Origin of the sequence: Escherichia ruysiae (genome assembly GCF_031323975.1) — a bacterium.
GTDB lineage: Bacteria > Pseudomonadota > Gammaproteobacteria > Enterobacterales > Enterobacteriaceae > Escherichia > Escherichia ruysiae.
Window position 1 is genome coordinate 3,006,271 of sequence record NZ_JAVIWS010000001.1, and the last position, 17,566, is coordinate 3,023,836.

Consider the following 17,566-nt stretch of genomic DNA (forward strand, 5'->3'; position numbering starts at 1 on the left):
ATTCACCACGCTAACTTTTTTTGATTACTTTCTGAGAAAAACAAATTAGTCCAGCCTGGATGCGATAATTACCTCTCCTTTTGATTCTGGATAACCAACATGGAAAACGTTGAGCTTTCACCCGCAACACGCAGGGGAATGGTTGTTACCGGATTACTCCAGGGATTAGTTTGCTACCTGCTGATCTCCTGGCTCGCTGGTAAAAATAACAGTTGGATAGTTTATGGCGTACCTGCGACCGTGGCGCTTTCATCCGTTTTGTTATTTTCTGTAGTGTCCTTCAAACAGAAGCGACTTTGGGGATGGCTGGCGATAGTGTTGATTGCCACTCTTGGGATGAGCGGCTGGCTGAAGTGGCAAATTGATGGCATGAGTCCCTGGAGAGCGGAAAAGGCGCTTTGGGATTTTGGGTGTTATCTGCTGCTGATGGGAATGATGTTGCTGCCGTGGATACAACAGAGTCTGCGTGAGCGTAATGACAGTACCCGCTATAGCTATTTTTACCAGTCGGTATGGCATAACGTACTTATATTATTGGTGATTTTTATCGCTAATGGCCTGACGTGGCTGGTGCTTTTACTGTGGAGTGAGTTGTTTAAACTCGTTGGTATCACGTTTTTTAAAACGCTCTTTTTTGCAACCGACTGGTTTATTTATCTTACGTCAGGTCTGGTTACCGCACTGGCGGTGATCCTCGCGCGGACACAGTTGCGTTTAATCGACTCCATTCAAAAGCTGTTCACGTTAATCGCCACAGGTTTACTGCCGTTGGTGTCATTGTTGACGCTGATGTTTATTATCACCCTACCGTTTGCGGGCCTGAACGCGATTTCTCGCCACATTTCCGCTGCCGGGTTGCTTTTGACGCTGGCCTTTTTGCAATTGCTCTTAATGTCCATTGTCGGCGATCCGCAAAAAGCGTCACTTCCCTGGACGGGGCCGTTGCGTTGCCTGATTCAAACCGCTCTGCTGGTCGCCCCATTGTATGTGTTCGTCGCCGCCTGGGCGTTATGGCTGCGGGTCGCGCAGTACGGCTGGACTGCCGAACGCTTGCATGGCGTGTTGGCTGTGGTGGTGTTACTGGTTTGGTCTCTGGGATATTTTGTCAGTATTGTCTGGCGTAAAGGGCAAAATCCCCTTGTTCTTCAGGGCAAAGTGAACCTTGCGGTTTCGTTATTGGTGCTGGTGATACTGGTGCTTCTTAATTCGCCGGTACTGGACAGTATGCGCATTAGCGTGAACAGTCATATGGCACGTTATCAGAGCGGCAAAAACACGCCAGACCAGGTAAGTATCTACATGCTCGAACAGAGCGGTCGCTATGGCCGTGCGGCGCTTGAGTCGCTGAAAAGCGATGCCGAGTATATGAAAGACCCGAAACGCAGACGGGATCTGCTGATGGCGTTTGATGGGAAGCAACATCTTCAGCAGCAGGTATCGGAAAAAGCATTAGCCGATAACGTGTTAATTGCCCCTGGTTCTGGCAAACCGGATGCGACATTCTGGTCGGCCTTAATCAAAGAACGCTATAACGTGATGACCTGTATTGAAAAGGATGCCTGCGTACTGGTCGAGAGAGATCTAAATAGTGATGGTCAGACGGAGCGGCTCCTGTTTGCCTTTAATGATGAAAGAGTCATCGTCTATGGCATTGACCCCACCGGGAAAGAATGGCAAGAGCTCACGATGAGTTTACTTCCGCGCGAAATAACGAAAGAGAAATTACTCACTGCCGCGAAGGAAAGAAAACTGGGAACGAAGCCTAAAACGTGGCGCAATCTTACGGTGGATGGTGAAACGCTGGAGGTGAATCTGAATGAGTGACAACGCGCATCTGATTTTTGTCAGATGCGGCGCCTTAGCTGACCCACAATAACTTGCGATTTATACCGTAGGCCTGATAAACGCAGCGCATCAGGCAATTTCGTCATGAAATCCGGCAGAGTTATCTCTGCCGGAAAAACTAATTAATGAACTTGCGGATCTGCCGGAGACGCGTTGTTGCGGATCTCGGCAATATCCATCGCATTGAACAGATAGTGGTTACCGCAGTAATCACAATGCATGTCAATTTCGCCATCTTCCGCCAGGATGCTATCCACTTCTTCATCCGGCAGCGTTTTCAGCGCATCGGCGCAACGTTCACGTGAGCAGGTGCATTTGAACTCCACATCCTGCGGATCGTAAACCGTCACCTCTTCTTCGTGGTACAAACGCCACAACACTTCATTTGCCGGCAAAGTCAGCAACTCTTCGGTTTTGATGGTTTCGGTTAGCGTCGCCAGGTGGTCGAAGTCGTCCTGCTGGGCATTTTGCGCAGGCATTACCTGTAACAACATACCGCCAGCGGCGGGCTTACCATCTACGTTGCCGGTGCGAATAAACAGGCGCGTCGGAAGCTGTTCAGAACGCATAAAGTAATCTTCCAGGCAGGCCGCCAGGGTATCACCTTCCAGACCAACCACGCCCTGATAGCGTTCGCCTTCGCTCGGGGTAATGGTGATCACCACATAACCATTACCGACCAGCGTTTTCAGGTCGGCATTTTCCGGAATTTCGCCCTGTACGCGCGCCACGCCGCGCATCTGCTGGTTGTTGTTACCGTTGATAACCGCCAGATTCATCGGACCGTCGCCTTGCAGCTGTACGGTGATATCACCATCAAACTTCAGCGTAGCGGTTAACAGGCTGGTCGCAACCAGCAGTTCTGCCAGCACGTTTTTAACGGGCTGCGGATAATCGTGATTCTCAAGGATCTGTTGCAGGGTTTCCGAAACGGTTACCAGTTCGCCGCGCACGGCAAAGTTTTCAAACAGATAGCGATGTAATTGGTCATGTTGCGGCATAATCATCTCTCTTGCAGGTGACAGTTATTCACTGTCGCCGTGTTTAAATCGTAACAGGTCGCGGCGCTCTTTTTTGTCCGGGCGTCGATCCGGGTGCGGCATGGTTAAGGCATTAAGTTTACGTGCCAGCGCCATTTTTTCGCGTTTCTCTACACTTTCCGCAGTCTCTTCATACAGCAAGACTGCCTCGCTGGCGGGGCGACGCTGTTCAGTAATCGCCTTTACAATCACCGTTCGTTCGTCATTTCCCTGGCGCAGAGTGAGCGTGGCATTCAGTTCGACGACTTTACTCGGCTTGCTGCGCTGCCCGTTGTAATGCACCTTACCGCCTTCGATCATTTCACGAGCCAGCGCGCGGGTTTTGTAAAAACGGGCGGCCCATAGCCATTTATCCAGTCGAACCTCAACAGCAGGTTTTTCTTTCATGGCGTCTCCTTCACATTAGCGAGGGGATCAGGCGGCGGTAGTCATTCAGTGACGGATGGCGCTGATACTGTTTTTCAGCAATCCCTGAGTCGGGATTAGTGACGCCGAGGCAGTAACGAATACCAAATTGCGCGGCAGCATCGAGAATTGCTTCGCTGTCATCAATAAACAGCGTTCTTTCAGCTTTCAGACCCGTAGCTTCGGCCACCGCATGCCATAACCGCTGATCCTCTTTCGGATAACCAAATGTGTGGGTGGAAAGTAATAAATCAAGGTGTGCGTCCAGACCGGTATGCTCAAGTTTTACCGCCAGGTTGTGCGGATGCGCGTTGGTGAGCAAAATTCGCTGCTTACCGCTGGCTTTAAGTGCCTCAAGAAACGGAATAGTATCTTCACGCAGTACGGCGCGCGGTCCCATCTCGGTGGTCATCGCACAGATATCCAGACCCAGTTGTTCACTCCAGTAATCAAGACAGTACCAGTTTAGCGTATGCTGCACGTCGTGATATTGCTGGCGCATATATTCCATCGCTTCCTGTGGCGTGACCCCGTTTTTCGCGCCCCAGGTTTCAGGCACCAGCTTTTGCCAGAAATAGTTATCGAAGGCGAGGTCGAGCAACGTGCCGTCCATATCCAGCAGAACGGTATCTACGTCCTGCCAGGCAATGTTGATATGCATGAGGGAAATCTCCAGAGTGAAGCCATTTGCGCGACAGGGTAGCATAACCTGCCGCGCAAACGTGTTATTCGATAAGGCTTTCTGAAGGGGTGATCAGTTGTGGATTCAGGCAGCTTTCATAATAGGCCTGAATTTCCATCATGCGAGTACGATGACGGTGATAACGACGCCAGGCCTGTACGCCATTATAGATGGCACTGCCCAGCATCGTCAGCAACAGCAATGTCGTGCCCAGATAGCGCCACAGGCCGGAGCGATCCGGGATGGGGTGCAAGCCGATATGCTGCGTGCCGTTGGCATCGGTAAAAATATTGGTGACGATGCCTTCGGCGTTAAACGGCGTATGCATCAGCATTTGCGCCAGTTTCTGGAAAGCGTTCCACTGTTCTTGCGGCGGGTAGTCGTAAAGTGATGCCGAAGGCCAGGGCTGATCAACAAAATCGCTGCCTTCGTCGCTGACAATCAGGAATCCTCCCGGTGCCGGGCTATTCAGTGATTGCGCCGCTCGCGCCGTTTCATGAGTAATGAATGGTGCTGTGGAGGTTTCCACCAGGTTATCGAGTGATTCCGCGCTCACCGGGCGGAGTAATACATTCACGCCGTCGAGTTTTCCAGCGTTAGCGCGTTTTACCAGTGCGTCCCAGTCCTTACTGTTGCCGAGATTCACCAGCGCATTTTTCAACCGAACACAATCATCTTTGGCGGCACAGAGATCGGCGGTTTTCAGCACGATGTCGCCAAAGTCATCGAGCAGTACCATGCCGGATTTCTGAATTGCTGAACGCAATGTGGCGCTGACGCGAGATTCATCATCCGGTTTCGGGTGCAACTGGCGGTTTACTGCCTCGGTCAGTGCCGTGGCCTTGTTGACCAGTTCAGATTCCGGTAATGGCAATGAACGGGCGTCATTCCAGATGATCTGGGAGCAGTCAAATGGCAAAAACGGTGAATTGGTTTTCGCGCTCCAGGTGCCAGAAGTGCGGATATTACACATCCCTGTACCGCTAAGACGTAAGGTATCGCCTACACGTACTCCGGCATCTGCCAGTTGTTTAACGCTGGTGGCTTCAATGGTCTGCGCGCCTTTCATCCACGAGAGGGTGAATTTCAGCGGCATATCCAGCGGAACCCAGAACAGCAGCATAAACAGCACCAGCAGAGAACCCGCCGCGATAATCGTACTGCGTAGCCAGTGTTGCAGCGGGAAGTTTTTCACTTCGTCATGCAGTGAAAGATAGCGTCCCTGACGTACCACGTGCCGATCAAGATAGATATCGATATCCGTTTGCTGCCCCAGATCCTGCGCAATATAAGGCTGCCAGTGCGCGGGATAGACCAGGTCGATAATACCGAGCGAAATATTGTTGATCTGTTCCTGATCGTTTTCACCAAACAATCCCCAACGACGCGGCGTACCACGCAGACAGTGGATCTCCCGCAAGGATGATTTTGCCGGTGGCGCAAATAGCCCCCACAGACCTGCGCCCAACAGCAGTAACGCGCCGCCAGCCAGCCACGGGACAAATACATCCGGAGTAATCAGGCAGAAAAAGAACATCAGGAAGGAGGCGACAATCAGCAACGCTTCACGCAGCCCACGTGGGCGACTAAGCGCATACTCTTCGTGTGTTTCTTTGCGAATATTGAGCAGTTCGATTTGTTCGCTTTCTTCGCCGCGAATCGACGCCTGCGTTGACGGAACAGGCTGCAACGCATAGCCACGAGTTTCCTGAATGTACTCTTGCAGCGTATGACCGTTGAGAGAAATAACCAGCGGCAGCGAATCGGTATGGATCAGTTCAACGCTATTTTCATCGTTGATGTACTGCTCCCAGAACGGGGGCAGGTGGACTTCCACCGAATCGAGATAATAACGCCATTTGTTAGGATCGTCGGTTGAAATGCCATAACGCGTGATGGCATGTGTCAGCATCATGACGTTGTTGCTTTCCGCGTTCAGCGTCAGTGATACGGGAGCCGTGCTGGCGCCCGTCGGACCAGGAACCTGCAAAACCTGCGTCAGGCTGTCGAGATAATTTTCAACGGCGTTACGTTCTTCAGGCATGAGTTTGCGCGTTTGCGCATCAGCGAAGGCGTTAGTCCAGGGCAGTTGACGCCGCCTGGAGCGCACTTTTATCAGCCATCCCGCAAGTAGTGAGCAGGCCAGCAAAGCAGCTATAAAAATTACAATGGTGCTCATGCTTTCCCCATCTTACTTAATTTGTCAGGTGTGATTAGTCGCATCCTGGACACAATATAGGATCCTGCGGTTGGCTATCGGCAAGCGTGGAGTTGAACTTGAGCATCATTAAGCGCATCCCAGTAACCAGTGATCATAGCAAACCCTCTGAGGGCGGAATATCAGCAAATTCCTGGAGTTATTTCAACCTATTGACTTTTAATTTGATTTGAGAATGATTATTTATTAAGTTGCGTAAATGTAAATAACATGCAATTCACATTGCCGAATGCGTGTCCGATATCGCACAATAACTGCTGATTTCACAGCATAGATTCCACGATGAGCAAATCATTACAAAAACCCACCATTCTGAATGTTGAAACTGTAGCCCGTTCCCGATTGTTTACCATCGAAAGCGTGGATCTGGAGTTCAGCAACGGCGTGCGGCGTGTTTATGAACGAATGCGTCCAACCAACCGGGAAGCCGTGATGATTGTGCCGATTGTGGACGATCACCTGATTTTGATCCGCGAATACGCGGTGGGAACTGAATCCTACGAATTAGGTTTTTCGAAAGGATTAATTGATCCCGGTGAAAGTGTTTATGAAGCAGCAAACCGCGAACTCAAAGAAGAAGTGGGATTTGGCGCAAGGGATCTGACTTTTTTGAAGAAACTCAGCATGGCACCGTCTTACTTTTCCAGCAAAATGAATATCGTGGTGGCGCAAGATCTCTACCCTGAATCGCTGGAAGGCGATGAACCAGAGCCACTACCTCAGGTGCGCTGGCCACTGACACATATGATGGATTTGCTCGAAGATCCTGACTTCAACGAAGCGCGTAATGTCAGCGCGTTGTTTCTGGTGCGCGAGTGGTTGAAGGGGCAGGGACGGTTGTAAATACGTGGAGCTTGCCTGATGCGCTACGCTTATCAGGCCTACGTGGTTCCTGCAATATATTGAGTTTCGACGATTTTGTTGGCTGGATAAGGCGTTCACGCCGCATCCAGCATGAACAACGCGCACTTTGTCTGCAAACTGAAAAGGCGCCGAAGCGCCTTTTTAATCAGAACAATTCCTGAGCCTCACCATTATCGATGATGGTTGTCCCTACCTCGCGTACTGCTTGCTGTGTAGGCTGCGTACCTTCGATGAAATACTCTTCGCGGCTGTTACCACCGTTGGCCAGTTGCCCGGTGCTGCGATCGATATTCACCGTCACAATACCCGGCGGCGGCGTCAGCGGTTGTTCCGGTACACCTTCCAGCACGGCTTTCATATAAGCATCCCAGGCTGGCTGGGCGCTCTTCGCACCGCCTTCGTAACCGGAGATCTGATCTTTAATCGCCCCGGAAGCCGTAGTGTGACCGAGATTACGGCGGTGATCGTCAAAGCCAATCCATACCGATGTCACAACGCCCGGTCCGTAACCCGAAAACCATGCATCCTTCGAACTGTTGGTCGTCCCTGTTTTCCCGCCGATATCATGACGTTGCAAATCACGACCTGCGCGCCAGCCAGTGCCCTGCCAGCCAGGTTCACCAAAGATATTGGTGTTCAGGGCGCTCTTAATCAGGAACGCCAGCGGTGTGCTGATGACGTGTGGTGCGTATTCTGGCGCACCAGTCTTCGCCACTAATGCCTGATTAGCCTGCTCCAGTTGTGGCATTGGCACAGAAACATTCTGCTGTTCGCGAGAGATAGCCACGTCTTCAACGTCGCTGTTTTCCAGCACGTTCGATTTTTGCGTATCACCGTAAATCACCGGAATATCACATTCCGGGCAGGCTACTTTCGGTTTCGCTTCGAAAATCACGCCGCCCTGGTCGTTTTCAATTTTGCTGATAAACCAGGGGTCGACCAGGAAGCCACCATTAGCCATCACTGCGTACCCGCGCGCCACCTGTAACGGCGTGAAGGAAGCGGAACCCAGTGCCAGCGATTCAGTGTGGACAATATTTTGTGCCGGGAAGCCGAAGCGTTGCAAATACTCTGCGGCATAGTCCACGCCCATTGCTCGCATTGCGCGTACCATTACCACGTTTTTCGACTGGCCCAGCCCCTGACGTAAACGGATTGGACCGGCGTACTGCGGAGGTGAGTTTTTCGGCTGCCAGTCAGAACCCGCGCCTGCGTCCCAGCGGGAAATTGGCACATCGTTCAGCATACTTGCCAGCGTCAGACCTTTATCCATCGCTGCGGTGTAGAGGAACGGCTTGATATTCGAACCCACCTGACGCAGTGCCTGGGTGGCGCGGTTAAACTTGCTCTGATTGAAATCAAAACCACCGACCAGCGCCATAACTGCGCCGTTTTGCGGATTGATCGATACCAGCGCCGAGTTCACTTCCGGCACCTGTGCCAGCCACCAGGCATCGCCCACCTGGCGAACCCAGATTTGCTGACCTGTTTGCACAACATCGGTCACTTTACGCGGCGTCGGTCCCTGCTGTGTATCGGAGCGATAAGGCCGTGCCCAGCGAATCCCTTCCATACGCAGCGTCACAGATGTTCCGTCCGCCAGCATTGCTGTTGCTTCCTGCGGGTTGGCGCGGGTGACTGCGGCAGGTAGCAGCGGACCATAGGTTGGCAGCGCCTTCAGCGTATCGGTAATCTTTTTGTCATCCCACGCTGATTCACCTACTTTCCACAGCACATTGGCCGGGCCGCGATAGCCGTGACGCATGTCGTAGTCCAGTACGTTATTACGCACGGCTTGCTGTGCGGCCTGCTGCACTTTGCGGGTAATGGTAGTGTAAATGCGATAGCCGTCTTCATAAGCGTTTTCGCCGTAACGGTTATACATCTCCTGACGTACCATTTCGGTGAGATATGGCGCTGAGAAGGCGATCTCCGGTGCGTGATAGTTGGCGTTAATCGCTTCGGTGCGTGTCTCATCGAGCTGCTGTTGGGTGATATACCCTTCGTCCAGCATTCGCGACAGCACGACGTTACGCCGCGCGACGGCTCGATCCATTGAATAGAGCGGGTTGAAGGTGGAAGGGGCTTTAGGCAGCCCGGCAATCACCGCCATTTCGTTCAGTGTCAGTTGATCGACCGTTTTACCGAAATAGACTTGTGCCGCAGCACCGACACCATAGGCGCGGTAACCGAGGTAAATCTTGTTCAGATAAAGCTCGAGGATCTCGTCTTTCGTCAGCAACTGTTCAATACGAATTGCGAGGAAGACTTCCTTAATTTTACGCATTAGCGTGCGTTCTGGACTCAGGAAGAAGTTTCTCGCCAGTTGTTGGGTGATGGTGCTCGCCCCTTGCGATGCGTGACCGGAGAACAGCGCCACGCTTGCCGCACGGAAGATCCCCACTGGGTCAACGCCGTGATGCTCGTAGAAGCGGCTGTCTTCCGTCGCAATAAAGGCTTTCACCATCTCCGGCGGGATTTGATCCAATGTAACCGGAATACGACGTTTTTCACCGTATTGAGCAATCAGCTCGCCATCGGCGCTGTAAATCTGCATCGGAATTTGCAGGCGAACATCTTTTAATGTTGCCACATCCGGCAGTTGTGGCTCGATGTAGCGGTATAGGCCATAAATCGAGCCTGCTCCCAGCAGAATGCAACAGACTGCAAGGATCAATAAATACTTTACGAACTTCACTGGAAATTTCCCATTTAGTTTCATTTGGGCAGTTTATAAACAAACGCGCGGTAGTATAAAGGCAAGCCAGACGCATTGATATACCCGTCAGAGTGACGGGGGATAAGGAGATCATCACAATGGCATTTAAGACCTGGCAAATTGGTTTGCATTTACAACAGCAAGAAGCGGTGGCGGTTGCTATCGTGCGTGGCGCGAAAGAATGCTATTTGCAACGCTGGTGGCGTTTGCCGCTGGCGACCGACATTATCAAAGATGGGCGCATTATTGACGCGGAACGGCTGACTAAAACGTTGTTACCGTGGAGTCGTGAACTGCCACACCGTCATCACATTATGTTGGCATTTCCCGCTAGCCGAACGTTACAAAGGGCATTTCCGCGTCCGGCAATGTCCCTGGGCGAACGGGAGCAAATGGCCTGGTTGACAGGTACGATGGCTCGCGAGCTGGATATGGAACCGGACTCCCTGCGCTTTGATTACAGCGAAGATTCGCTAAGTCCCGCTTATAACGTGACCGCCGCGCAAAGCAAAGAGCTGGCAACGCTGCTTAGCCTGGCAGAAAGATTGCGTATTCACGTTAGTGCGATTACCCCAGACGCCTGCGCTTTGCAGCGATTCCTGCCTTTTTTACCTTCTCATCAGCAATGTCTGGCCTGGCGTGATAATGAACAGTGGTTATGGGCGACGCGTTATAGCTGGGGACGCAAACTGGCGGTGGGGATGACAAGCGCGAATGAACTGGCCGCGACGTTAGCCATTAATTCTGAAAGTCTCGCGATATGCGGCGAAGGCGGATTTGACCCCTGGAATGCGGTTTCTGTGCGTCAGCCGCCACTACCGCCACCAGGTGGAAACTTTGCTATCGCGCTGGGGCTGGCGCTTGGGGAGGGGTACTGATGAATCCGCCAATCAATTTTTTGCCCTGGCGAGAGCAACGCCGGACGGCCTTTCTTCGCTTCTGGTTGCTGATGTTCGTTGCTCCTCTGCTGCTGGCTGTCGGGATAACGCTCATGCTGCGTTTGACAACCAACGCTGAAGTACGCGTTGACGCTGTTTTGCTTCAGGCGGAACAACAACGCGCCAGCACCCTACAAACCAGTAAACCACGTTTGCTGGAACGCCAACAATTACGCGAACAGCGTTTGCAACGTCAGCGCCAGCGACAATTTACCCGCGACTGGCAATCTTCGCTGGAGTCACTGGCGGCACTTTTACCCGAACACGCCTGGCTGACAACGATACGCTGGCAGCAGGGAACGCTGGAGGTAAAGGGACTTGCGACGAACATTACTGTGTTAAACGCACTGGAAAAAGCACTCCGCCAGGATACTTCTTTTCAACTCAACCAGCGTGGAGCCACGCAGCAAGATGCACAAGGACGCTGGCAATTTGAGTATCAGTTAACAAGGACGGTTAGCGATGAACACTCTCTTTGATTGGTGGTTCGCGACATCACTCCGTATCCGCCAGTTTTGCTGGGCAGTCTGGTTGCTGATGTTAGTTACGCTCATTTTTCTTTCCTCGGCACACCAGGAAGAGAGTGACGCATTAATTCGACTGCGGGCAAGTCATCACCAGCAATGGACTGCACTTTATCGCCTGGTAGACACCACTCCCATCAGCGAAGAAAAAACGCTGTCCTTTTCGCCACTGGATTTTCAGTTGCCCGGCGCGCAACTGCTTTACTGGCATCCATCCGCTCAGGGAGGCGAGTTGGCGTTGAAAACGTTCTGGGAAGCGGTGCCGTCGGCATTTACACGGCTGGCAGAGCGCAACGTCAGCGTGAGCCGTTTTTCATTAAGCGTGGAAGGTGATGATCTTTTGTTCACGCTACAACTGGAGATGCCGCATGAGGGGTAAACGCGGGTTGTTGGCAGGTATTGCCTTGTGCCTTTTAACCGGTATGCGTGACCCTTTTAAGCCGCCGGAAGATCTATGCCGGATTAGCGAACTTACCCAGTGGCGTTATCAGGGGATGGTAGGGCGAGGCGAGCGCGTTATTGGCGTAATAAAAGATGGGCAAAAAAAATGGCGACGGGTGGAGCAAAACGATGTGCTGGAGAATGGCTGGACAATTTTACAACTGACGCCAGAAACATTAACGCTGGGAACTGGAAAAAACTGCGAACCGCCACAGTGGTTGTGGCAACGGCAAGGAGATAAAAATGAAGCAATGGATAGCCGCACTACTGTTGATGATGATACCCAGCGTACAGGCGGCAAAGCCGCAAAAAGTGACGCTGATGGTGGATGACGTTCCGGTGGCTCAGGTGTTACAGGCGCTGGCTGAACAGGAGAAGTTAAACCTGGTGGTTTCGCCAGACGTCAATGGTACGGTGTCGTTACATCTCACTGACGTTCCCTGGAAACAGGCACTACAAACCGTAGTGAAAAGCGCCGGGCTGATAACGCGCCAGGAAGGCAACATTCTTTCAGTGCATTCCGTTGCCTGGCAGAATGACAATATCGCCCGTCAGGAGGCTGAACAGGCGCGGGTGCAGGCAAATCTGCCGCTGGAAAATCGCAATATTACTCTGCAATACGCCGACGCCGGAGAGCTGGCGAAAGCAGGAGAAAAGCTACTTAGCGCCAAAGGCAGCATGACTGTCGATAAACGTACTAATCGCCTTTTGCTGCGTGATAACAAAACGGCGTTAAGCGCACTGGAGCAGTGGGTAGCGCAAATGGATTTGCCGGTCGGGCAGGTTGAACTGTTGGCGCACATTGTCACCATTAATGAAAAAAGTCTGCGCGAGTTAGGCGTGAAATGGACGCTGGCCGATGCGCAACAAACCGGCGGCGTTGGGCAAGTGACCACGCTCGGCGGCGATCTCTCTGTGGCAACGGCAACGACGCATATCGGTTTTAACATTGGGCGTATCAACGGGCGTTTACTGGATCTGGAGCTTTCCGCGCTCGAACAAAAACAGCAACTGGATATTATCGCCAGCCCGCGTCTGCTGGCCTCACATCTCCAGCCTGCCAGCATTAAACAGGGAAGCGAGATCCCGTATCAGGTTTCCAGTGGTGAAAGCGGCGCGACGTCGGTGGAATTTAAAGAGGCCGTACTGGGAATGGAAGTCACGCCCACGGTGTTACAAAAAGGTCGCATCCGACTGAAATTACACATCAGCCAGAACGTTCCGGGACAGGTGCTACAACAAGCTGATGGCGAAGTGCTGGCGATTGATAAGCAGGAGATCGAAACGCAGGTTGAAGTAAAAAGCGGAGAAACGCTGGCACTGGGTGGTATTTTTACCCGTAAAAATAAATCGGGTCAGGATAGCGTACCGCTGTTGGGCGACATCCCCTGGTTCGGGCAATTATTTCGTCATGACGGAAAAGAAGATGAACGACGCGAGTTAGTGGTATTTATCACGCCACGGTTGGTTTCCAGTGAGTAAACTGCCGCAAAAACGGCGATGTTTTCATGCTGAACATGTTTCATCTATTTGACGTGCGCAGGTATTTAGCATACAAGGAGTACCGATTTGAGAGTCGGTGCTCTTTGTTACCTGCGTTTTATGATGGTGATTTATCTTTCACGCGGCATTTTGCTGTCTTTTTTACGCTAATCTTACCCGGTGATTTATCGCCAGAGCGGTGATAGCAAGGCAGTGCACCTGCAGCGACCAGATATGCAGAGGGATGGGCAATTTATTCAGTTGCCAAACCCGCTGGAGTATTGAGATAATTTTCAGTCTGACTCTCGCAATATTTTATGAGGTTTCAGTTCATGTCCTGCGGCGCTCTCTGAGCGAAGCGGGTTTATCATTAACGAATAGTCTTAGTAGTACCGAAAAAATGGCAGAGAAACGCAATATCTTTCTGGTTGGGCCTATGGGTGCCGGAAAAAGCACTATTGGGCGCCAGTTAGCTCAACAACTCAATATGGAATTTTACGATTCCGATCAAGAGATTGAGAAACGAACCGGAGCTGATGTGGGCTGGGTTTTCGATTTAGAAGGCGAAGAAGGCTTCCGCGATCGCGAAGAAAAGGTCATCAATGAGTTGACCGAGAAACAGGGTATTGTGCTGGCTACTGGCGGCGGCTCTGTGAAATCCCGCGAAACGCGTAACCGTCTTTCCGCACGTGGCGTTGTCGTTTATCTTGAAACGACCATCGAAAAGCAACTTGCGCGCACGCAGCGTGATAAAAAACGCCCGTTGCTGCACGTTGAAACACCGCCGCGTGAAGTTCTGGAAGCATTGGCTAATGAACGCAATCCGCTGTATGAAGAGATTGCCGACGTGACCATTCGTACTGATGATCAAAGCGCCAAAGTGGTCGCAAACCAGATTATTCACATGCTGGAAAGCAACTAATTCTGGCTTTATATACACTCGTCTGCGGGTACAGTAATTAAGGTGGATGTCGCGTTATGGAGAGGATAGTCGTCACTCTCGGGGAACGTAGTTACCCAATTACCATCGCATCTGGTTTGTTTAACGAACCAGCTTCATTCTTACCGCTGAAATCGGGTGAGCAGGTGATGTTGGTCACCAACGAAACCCTGGCTCCTCTGTATCTCGATAAGGTTCGCAGCGTACTTGAACAGGCGGGTGTTAACGTCGATAGCGTTATCCTCCCTGACGGCGAGCAGTATAAAAGCCTGGCAGTACTCGACACCGTTTTTACGGCGTTGTTGCAAAAACCGCACAGTCGCGATACGACGCTGGTGGCGCTTGGCGGCGGCGTAGTAGGCGATCTTACCGGTTTTGCAGCGGCGAGCTATCAGCGCGGCGTTCGCTTCATTCAAGTCCCGACGACATTGCTGTCGCAGGTGGACTCTTCCGTTGGCGGAAAAACCGCAGTCAACCATCCCCTCGGTAAAAATATGATTGGCGCTTTTTATCAGCCAGCATCAGTGGTGGTGGATCTCGACTGTCTGAAAACGCTTCCTCCGAGAGAGTTAGCTTCGGGGCTGGCGGAAGTCATCAAATACGGCATTATTCTTGACGGTGAGTTTTTCAACTGGCTGGAAGATAATCTGGATGCGCTGCTCAATCTGGATGGTCCGGCAATGGCGTACTGTATTCGTCGTTGCTGTGAGCTGAAAGCAGAAGTTGTCGCTGCCGACGAGCGCGAATCCGGCTTACGTGCTTTACTGAATCTGGGACATACCTTTGGTCATGCTATTGAAGCGGAAATGGGGTATGGCAATTGGTTGCACGGTGAAGCAGTCGCGGCGGGTATGGTGATGGCGGCGCGGACGTCGGAACGTCTCGGGCAGTTTAGTTCTGCCGAAACGCAGCGTATTATTACCCTGCTTACGCGGGCTGGATTACCGGTTAATGGGCCGCGCGAAATGTCCGCGCAGGCGTATTTACCGCATATGCTGCGTGACAAGAAAGTCCTTGCGGGAGAGATGCGCTTAATTCTTCCGCTGGCAATTGGTAAGAGTGAAGTTCGCGGCGGCGTATCGCACGAACTTGTTCTTAACGCTATTACCGATTGTCAATCAGCGTAACAACAAGAAAGGTCCGGCCGCTTATCAGCGGTCTATTAGCTTCAGGTTAATTGCAACGTGGTAAGCATTAACCTTTTAGTGGGGTGTTAAATGGATGAATTCAAACCAGAAGACGAGCTGAAACCCGATCCCAGCGATCGTCGTACTGGTCGTTCTCGTCAATCTTCTGAGCGTTCAGAACGTACTGAACGTGGCGAACCGCAGATCAATTTTGATGATATTGAACTTGATGAAACTGACGATCGCCGTCCGACTCGTGCGCAAAAAGAGCGCAATGAGGAACCGGAAATCGAAGAAGAAATTGATGATTCCGAAGATGACGCTGTGGATGAAGAGCGTGTAGAGCGTCGTCCGCGTAAGCGCAAAAAAGCAGCCAGCAAACCGGCTTCTCGTCAGTATATGATGATGGGCGTCGGTATTCTGGTTCTGCTGCTGTTGATCATCGGTATCGGTTCTGCGCTAAAAGCCCCCTCGACCTCTTCCAGCGATCAAACCGCGTCTGGTGAGAAGAGTATTGATCTTGCTGGCAATGCGACTGATCAGGCAAATGGCGTGCAGCCAGCGCCGGGAACCACGTCTGCGGAAAATACCCAGCAGGATGTTTCTCTGCCGCCGATTTCTTCTACGCCGACCCAGGGGCAAACCCCGGCGGCAACGGATGGTCAACAACGTGTTGAAGTGCAGGGTGACCTGAATAACGCGCTGACCCAGCCGCAAAATCAGCAACAGCTGAACAATGTGGCGGTGAACTCTACGCTGCCGACTGAACCCGCGACTGTAGCGCCAGTTCGTAATGGCAACGCATCGCGTGATACGGCGAAAGCGCAAACCGCTGAACGTCCGGCCACTACGCGTCCGGCACGTCAGCAGGCGGTGATTGAACCGAAAAAACCACAAGCAACTGTGAAAACGGAACCGAAGCCGGTAGCACAGACGCCGAAGCGTACTGAACCGGCTGCACCTGTGGCGAGCACAAAGGCACCGGCTGCGACTTCTACGCAAGCCACAACGCCAGCAGCACCAAAAGAGACGGCGACTACGGCTCCAGTACAGACGGCATCTCCGGCGCAAACCACGGCAACACCAGCCGCTGGAGCGAAGACCGCAGGTAATGTTGGTTCGTTGAAATCGGCACCGTCCAGCCATTACACTCTGCAGCTGAGCAGTTCTTCTAACTACGACAACCTGAACGGTTGGGCGAAGAAAGAGAATCTGAAAAACTACGTTGTCTATGAAACGACGCGTAATGGTCAGCCGTGGTATGTACTGGTTTCTGGCGTGTACGCTTCGAAAGAAGAGGCGAAAAAAGCGGTATCTACATTGCCAGCAGATGTTCAGGCCAAAAACCCATGGGCGAAACCGCTGCGTCAGGTACAGGCCGATCTGAAGTAATCAAGGTTATCTCCCGTAATGGTTTATCGTTGCGGGAGTTGCCTGAAGCGCTGGATGCTGTCGGAGCTTTCTCCACAGCCGGAGAAGGTGTAATTAGTTAGTCAGCATGAAGAAAAATCGCGCTTTTTTGAAGTGGGCAGGGGGTAAATATCCCCTGCTTGATGATATTAAACGGCATTTGCCTAAGGGTGAATGTCTGGTTGAACCTTTTGTGGGTGCCGGGTCGGTGTTTCTCAACACCGACTTTTCTCGTTATATCCTTGCCGATATCAATAGCGACCTGATTAGTCTCTACAACATTGTGAAGATGCGTACTGATGAGTACGTACAGGCTGCCCGCGAGCTGTTTGTTCCTGAGACAAATTGCGCCGAGGTTTACTATCAGTTCCGCGAAGAGTTCAACAAAAGCCAGGATCCGTTCCGTCGGGCGGTACTGTTTTTATATTTGAACCGCTACGGTTACAACGGCCTGTGTCGTTACAATCTGCGCGGTGAGTTTAACGTGCCGTTTGGCCGCTACAAAAAACCCTATTTCCCGGAAGCTGAGTTGTATCACTTCGCTGAAAAAGCGCAGAATGCCTTTTTCTATTGTGAGTCTTATGCCGATAGCATGGCGCGCGCAGATGATGCATCTGTCGTCTATTGCGATCCGCCTTATGCACCACTATCTGCGACCGCCAACTTTACGGCGTATCACACAAACAGTTTTACTCTTGAACAACAGGCGCATCTGGCGGAGATCGCCGAAGGTCTGGTTAACCGTCAGATCCCGGTACTGATTTCTAACCATGATACGGCGCTAACGCGCGAGTGGTATCAACGCGCAAAATTGCATGTCGTCAAAGTTCGACGCAGTATAAGCAGCAACGGCGGCACACGTAAAAAGGTGGACGAACTGCTGGCTTTGTACAAACCAGGAGTCGTTTCACCCGCGAAAAAATAATTCTCA

Annotated in this window: 16 protein-coding genes; 11 read left to right on the forward strand and 5 right to left on the reverse strand. The window is 51.9% G+C overall.

Annotation, left to right across the window (positions count from 1 at the left end):
- Nucleotides 1-99 precede the first annotated feature (99 nt).
- Nucleotides 100-1,824, forward strand: coding sequence for a DUF4153 domain-containing protein (locus RGV86_RS14450; RefSeq protein ID WP_085461337.1), 1,725 nt, complete (start codon nucleotides 100-102; stop codon nucleotides 1,822-1,824).
- Nucleotides 1,825-1,967: 143 nt separating this feature from the next.
- Here RGV86_RS14450 and hslO read toward each other — a convergent pair whose 3' ends face one another.
- The 4 genes from hslO to igaA form a co-directional block, all read right to left on the reverse strand.
- Nucleotides 1,968-2,846 carry an Hsp33 family molecular chaperone HslO gene (hslO, locus tag RGV86_RS14455; protein WP_024165248.1) on the reverse strand — a complete coding sequence of 293 codons (879 nt, stop codon included), beginning with the start codon at nucleotides 2,844-2,846 and terminating at the stop codon, nucleotides 1,968-1,970.
- Between the two features lie 24 nt (nucleotides 2,847-2,870).
- Nucleotides 2,871-3,272 (reverse strand): ribosome-associated heat shock protein Hsp15, encoded by a 402-nt coding sequence (gene hslR, locus RGV86_RS14460; protein ID WP_000660493.1) that lies wholly within the window; start codon nucleotides 3,270-3,272, stop codon nucleotides 2,871-2,873.
- Nucleotides 3,273-3,282: 10 nt separating this feature from the next.
- Nucleotides 3,283-3,951, reverse strand: a complete 669-nt coding sequence (yrfG, locus tag RGV86_RS14465) for a GMP/IMP nucleotidase (protein ID WP_001295168.1) — start codon at nucleotides 3,949-3,951, stop codon at nucleotides 3,283-3,285.
- 64 nt (nucleotides 3,952-4,015) lie between these two features.
- The gene (igaA, locus tag RGV86_RS14470) at nucleotides 4,016-6,151 is read right to left on the reverse strand and encodes an intracellular growth attenuator protein IgaA (RefSeq protein ID WP_000104495.1); all 2,136 of its coding nucleotides are present in this window, start codon (nucleotides 6,149-6,151) and stop codon (nucleotides 4,016-4,018) included.
- Between the two features lie 321 nt (nucleotides 6,152-6,472).
- Here igaA and nudE point away from each other — a divergent pair, with 321 nt between their 5' ends.
- Nucleotides 6,473-7,033, forward strand: coding sequence for an ADP compounds hydrolase NudE (nudE, locus tag RGV86_RS14475; protein ID WP_000045734.1), 561 nt, complete (start codon nucleotides 6,473-6,475; stop codon nucleotides 7,031-7,033).
- Between the two features lie 166 nt (nucleotides 7,034-7,199).
- Here nudE and mrcA read toward each other — a convergent pair whose 3' ends face one another.
- Nucleotides 7,200-9,752: a peptidoglycan glycosyltransferase/peptidoglycan DD-transpeptidase MrcA gene (gene mrcA / locus RGV86_RS14480; RefSeq protein ID WP_016159535.1), complete on the reverse strand. Its 2,553-nt coding sequence runs from the start codon at nucleotides 9,750-9,752 to the stop codon at nucleotides 7,200-7,202.
- A 119-nt stretch (nucleotides 9,753-9,871) separates the two neighbouring features.
- Here mrcA and hofM point away from each other — a divergent pair, with 119 nt between their 5' ends.
- From hofM to dam, 9 genes are all read left to right on the forward strand, one after another.
- On the forward strand, nucleotides 9,872-10,651 hold the full coding sequence (gene hofM, locus RGV86_RS14485) for a DNA utilization protein HofM (RefSeq protein WP_085461336.1): 780 nt from the start codon (nucleotides 9,872-9,874) through the stop codon (nucleotides 10,649-10,651).
- Nucleotides 10,651-11,190: a PilN domain-containing protein gene (locus tag RGV86_RS14490; RefSeq protein WP_085461335.1), complete on the forward strand. Its 540-nt coding sequence runs from the start codon at nucleotides 10,651-10,653 to the stop codon at nucleotides 11,188-11,190. The genes hofM and RGV86_RS14490 overlap by 1 nt, the downstream gene beginning before the upstream one ends.
- A complete protein-coding gene (hofO, locus tag RGV86_RS14495) occupies nucleotides 11,174-11,614 on the forward strand; it encodes a DNA utilization protein HofO (RefSeq protein WP_001093899.1) in 441 nt (146 codons plus the stop codon). The genes RGV86_RS14490 and hofO overlap by 17 nt, the downstream gene beginning before the upstream one ends.
- Nucleotides 11,604-12,008, forward strand: a complete 405-nt coding sequence (locus tag RGV86_RS14500; RefSeq protein ID WP_085461334.1) for a DUF2531 family protein — start codon at nucleotides 11,604-11,606, stop codon at nucleotides 12,006-12,008. The genes hofO and RGV86_RS14500 overlap by 11 nt, the downstream gene beginning before the upstream one ends.
- Complete coding sequence (gene hofQ / locus RGV86_RS14505; RefSeq protein ID WP_085461333.1) at nucleotides 11,920-13,158, forward strand: DNA uptake porin HofQ; 1,239 nt, start codon at nucleotides 11,920-11,922, stop codon at nucleotides 13,156-13,158. Before RGV86_RS14500 ends, hofQ begins: the two co-directional genes overlap by 89 nt.
- 400 nt (nucleotides 13,159-13,558) lie before the next feature.
- Nucleotides 13,559-14,080 (forward strand): shikimate kinase AroK, encoded by a 522-nt coding sequence (gene aroK / locus RGV86_RS14510; RefSeq protein ID WP_000818618.1) that lies wholly within the window; start codon nucleotides 13,559-13,561, stop codon nucleotides 14,078-14,080.
- A 56-nt stretch (nucleotides 14,081-14,136) separates the two neighbouring features.
- Nucleotides 14,137-15,225, forward strand: coding sequence for a 3-dehydroquinate synthase (gene aroB, locus RGV86_RS14515; protein WP_309508487.1), 1,089 nt, complete (start codon nucleotides 14,137-14,139; stop codon nucleotides 15,223-15,225).
- A gap of 90 nt (nucleotides 15,226-15,315) precedes the next feature.
- Nucleotides 15,316-16,617, forward strand: coding sequence for a cell division protein DamX (gene damX, locus RGV86_RS14520; protein ID WP_000343228.1), 1,302 nt, complete (start codon nucleotides 15,316-15,318; stop codon nucleotides 16,615-16,617).
- Between the two features lie 106 nt (nucleotides 16,618-16,723).
- Nucleotides 16,724-17,560, forward strand: a complete 837-nt coding sequence (dam, locus tag RGV86_RS14525; protein ID WP_000742146.1) for an adenine-specific DNA-methyltransferase — start codon at nucleotides 16,724-16,726, stop codon at nucleotides 17,558-17,560.
- Nucleotides 17,561-17,566 lie beyond the last annotated feature (6 nt).

What these genes read in the sequence shown, in the direction of transcription:
- RGV86_RS14500 (WP_085461334.1), top strand. Translation starts at nt 11,604, where the DNA reads ATGAGGGGTAAACGCGGGTTGTTGGCAGGTATTGCCTTGTGCCTTTTA.
- hslO (WP_024165248.1), bottom strand. Translation starts at nt 2,846, where the DNA reads ATGCCGCAACATGACCAATTACATCGCTATCTGTTTGAAAACTTTGCC.
- igaA (WP_000104495.1), bottom strand. Translation starts at nt 6,151, where the DNA reads ATGAGCACCATTGTAATTTTTATAGCTGCTTTGCTGGCCTGCTCACTA.
- dam (WP_000742146.1), top strand. Translation starts at nt 16,724, where the DNA reads ATGAAGAAAAATCGCGCTTTTTTGAAGTGGGCAGGGGGTAAATATCCC.
- hslR (WP_000660493.1), bottom strand. Translation starts at nt 3,272, where the DNA reads ATGAAAGAAAAACCTGCTGTTGAGGTTCGACTGGATAAATGGCTATGG.
- hofM (WP_085461336.1), top strand. Translation starts at nt 9,872, where the DNA reads ATGGCATTTAAGACCTGGCAAATTGGTTTGCATTTACAACAGCAAGAA.
- RGV86_RS14450 (WP_085461337.1), top strand. Translation starts at nt 100, where the DNA reads ATGGAAAACGTTGAGCTTTCACCCGCAACACGCAGGGGAATGGTTGTT.
- damX (WP_000343228.1), top strand. Translation starts at nt 15,316, where the DNA reads ATGGATGAATTCAAACCAGAAGACGAGCTGAAACCCGATCCCAGCGAT.
- yrfG (WP_001295168.1), bottom strand. Translation starts at nt 3,951, where the DNA reads ATGCATATCAACATTGCCTGGCAGGACGTAGATACCGTTCTGCTGGAT.
- RGV86_RS14490 (WP_085461335.1), top strand. Translation starts at nt 10,651, where the DNA reads ATGAATCCGCCAATCAATTTTTTGCCCTGGCGAGAGCAACGCCGGACG.
- aroB (WP_309508487.1), top strand. Translation starts at nt 14,137, where the DNA reads ATGGAGAGGATAGTCGTCACTCTCGGGGAACGTAGTTACCCAATTACC.
- hofO (WP_001093899.1), top strand. Translation starts at nt 11,174, where the DNA reads ATGAACACTCTCTTTGATTGGTGGTTCGCGACATCACTCCGTATCCGC.
- hofQ (WP_085461333.1), top strand. Translation starts at nt 11,920, where the DNA reads ATGAAGCAATGGATAGCCGCACTACTGTTGATGATGATACCCAGCGTA.
- aroK (WP_000818618.1), top strand. Translation starts at nt 13,559, where the DNA reads ATGGCAGAGAAACGCAATATCTTTCTGGTTGGGCCTATGGGTGCCGGA.
- nudE (WP_000045734.1), top strand. Translation starts at nt 6,473, where the DNA reads ATGAGCAAATCATTACAAAAACCCACCATTCTGAATGTTGAAACTGTA.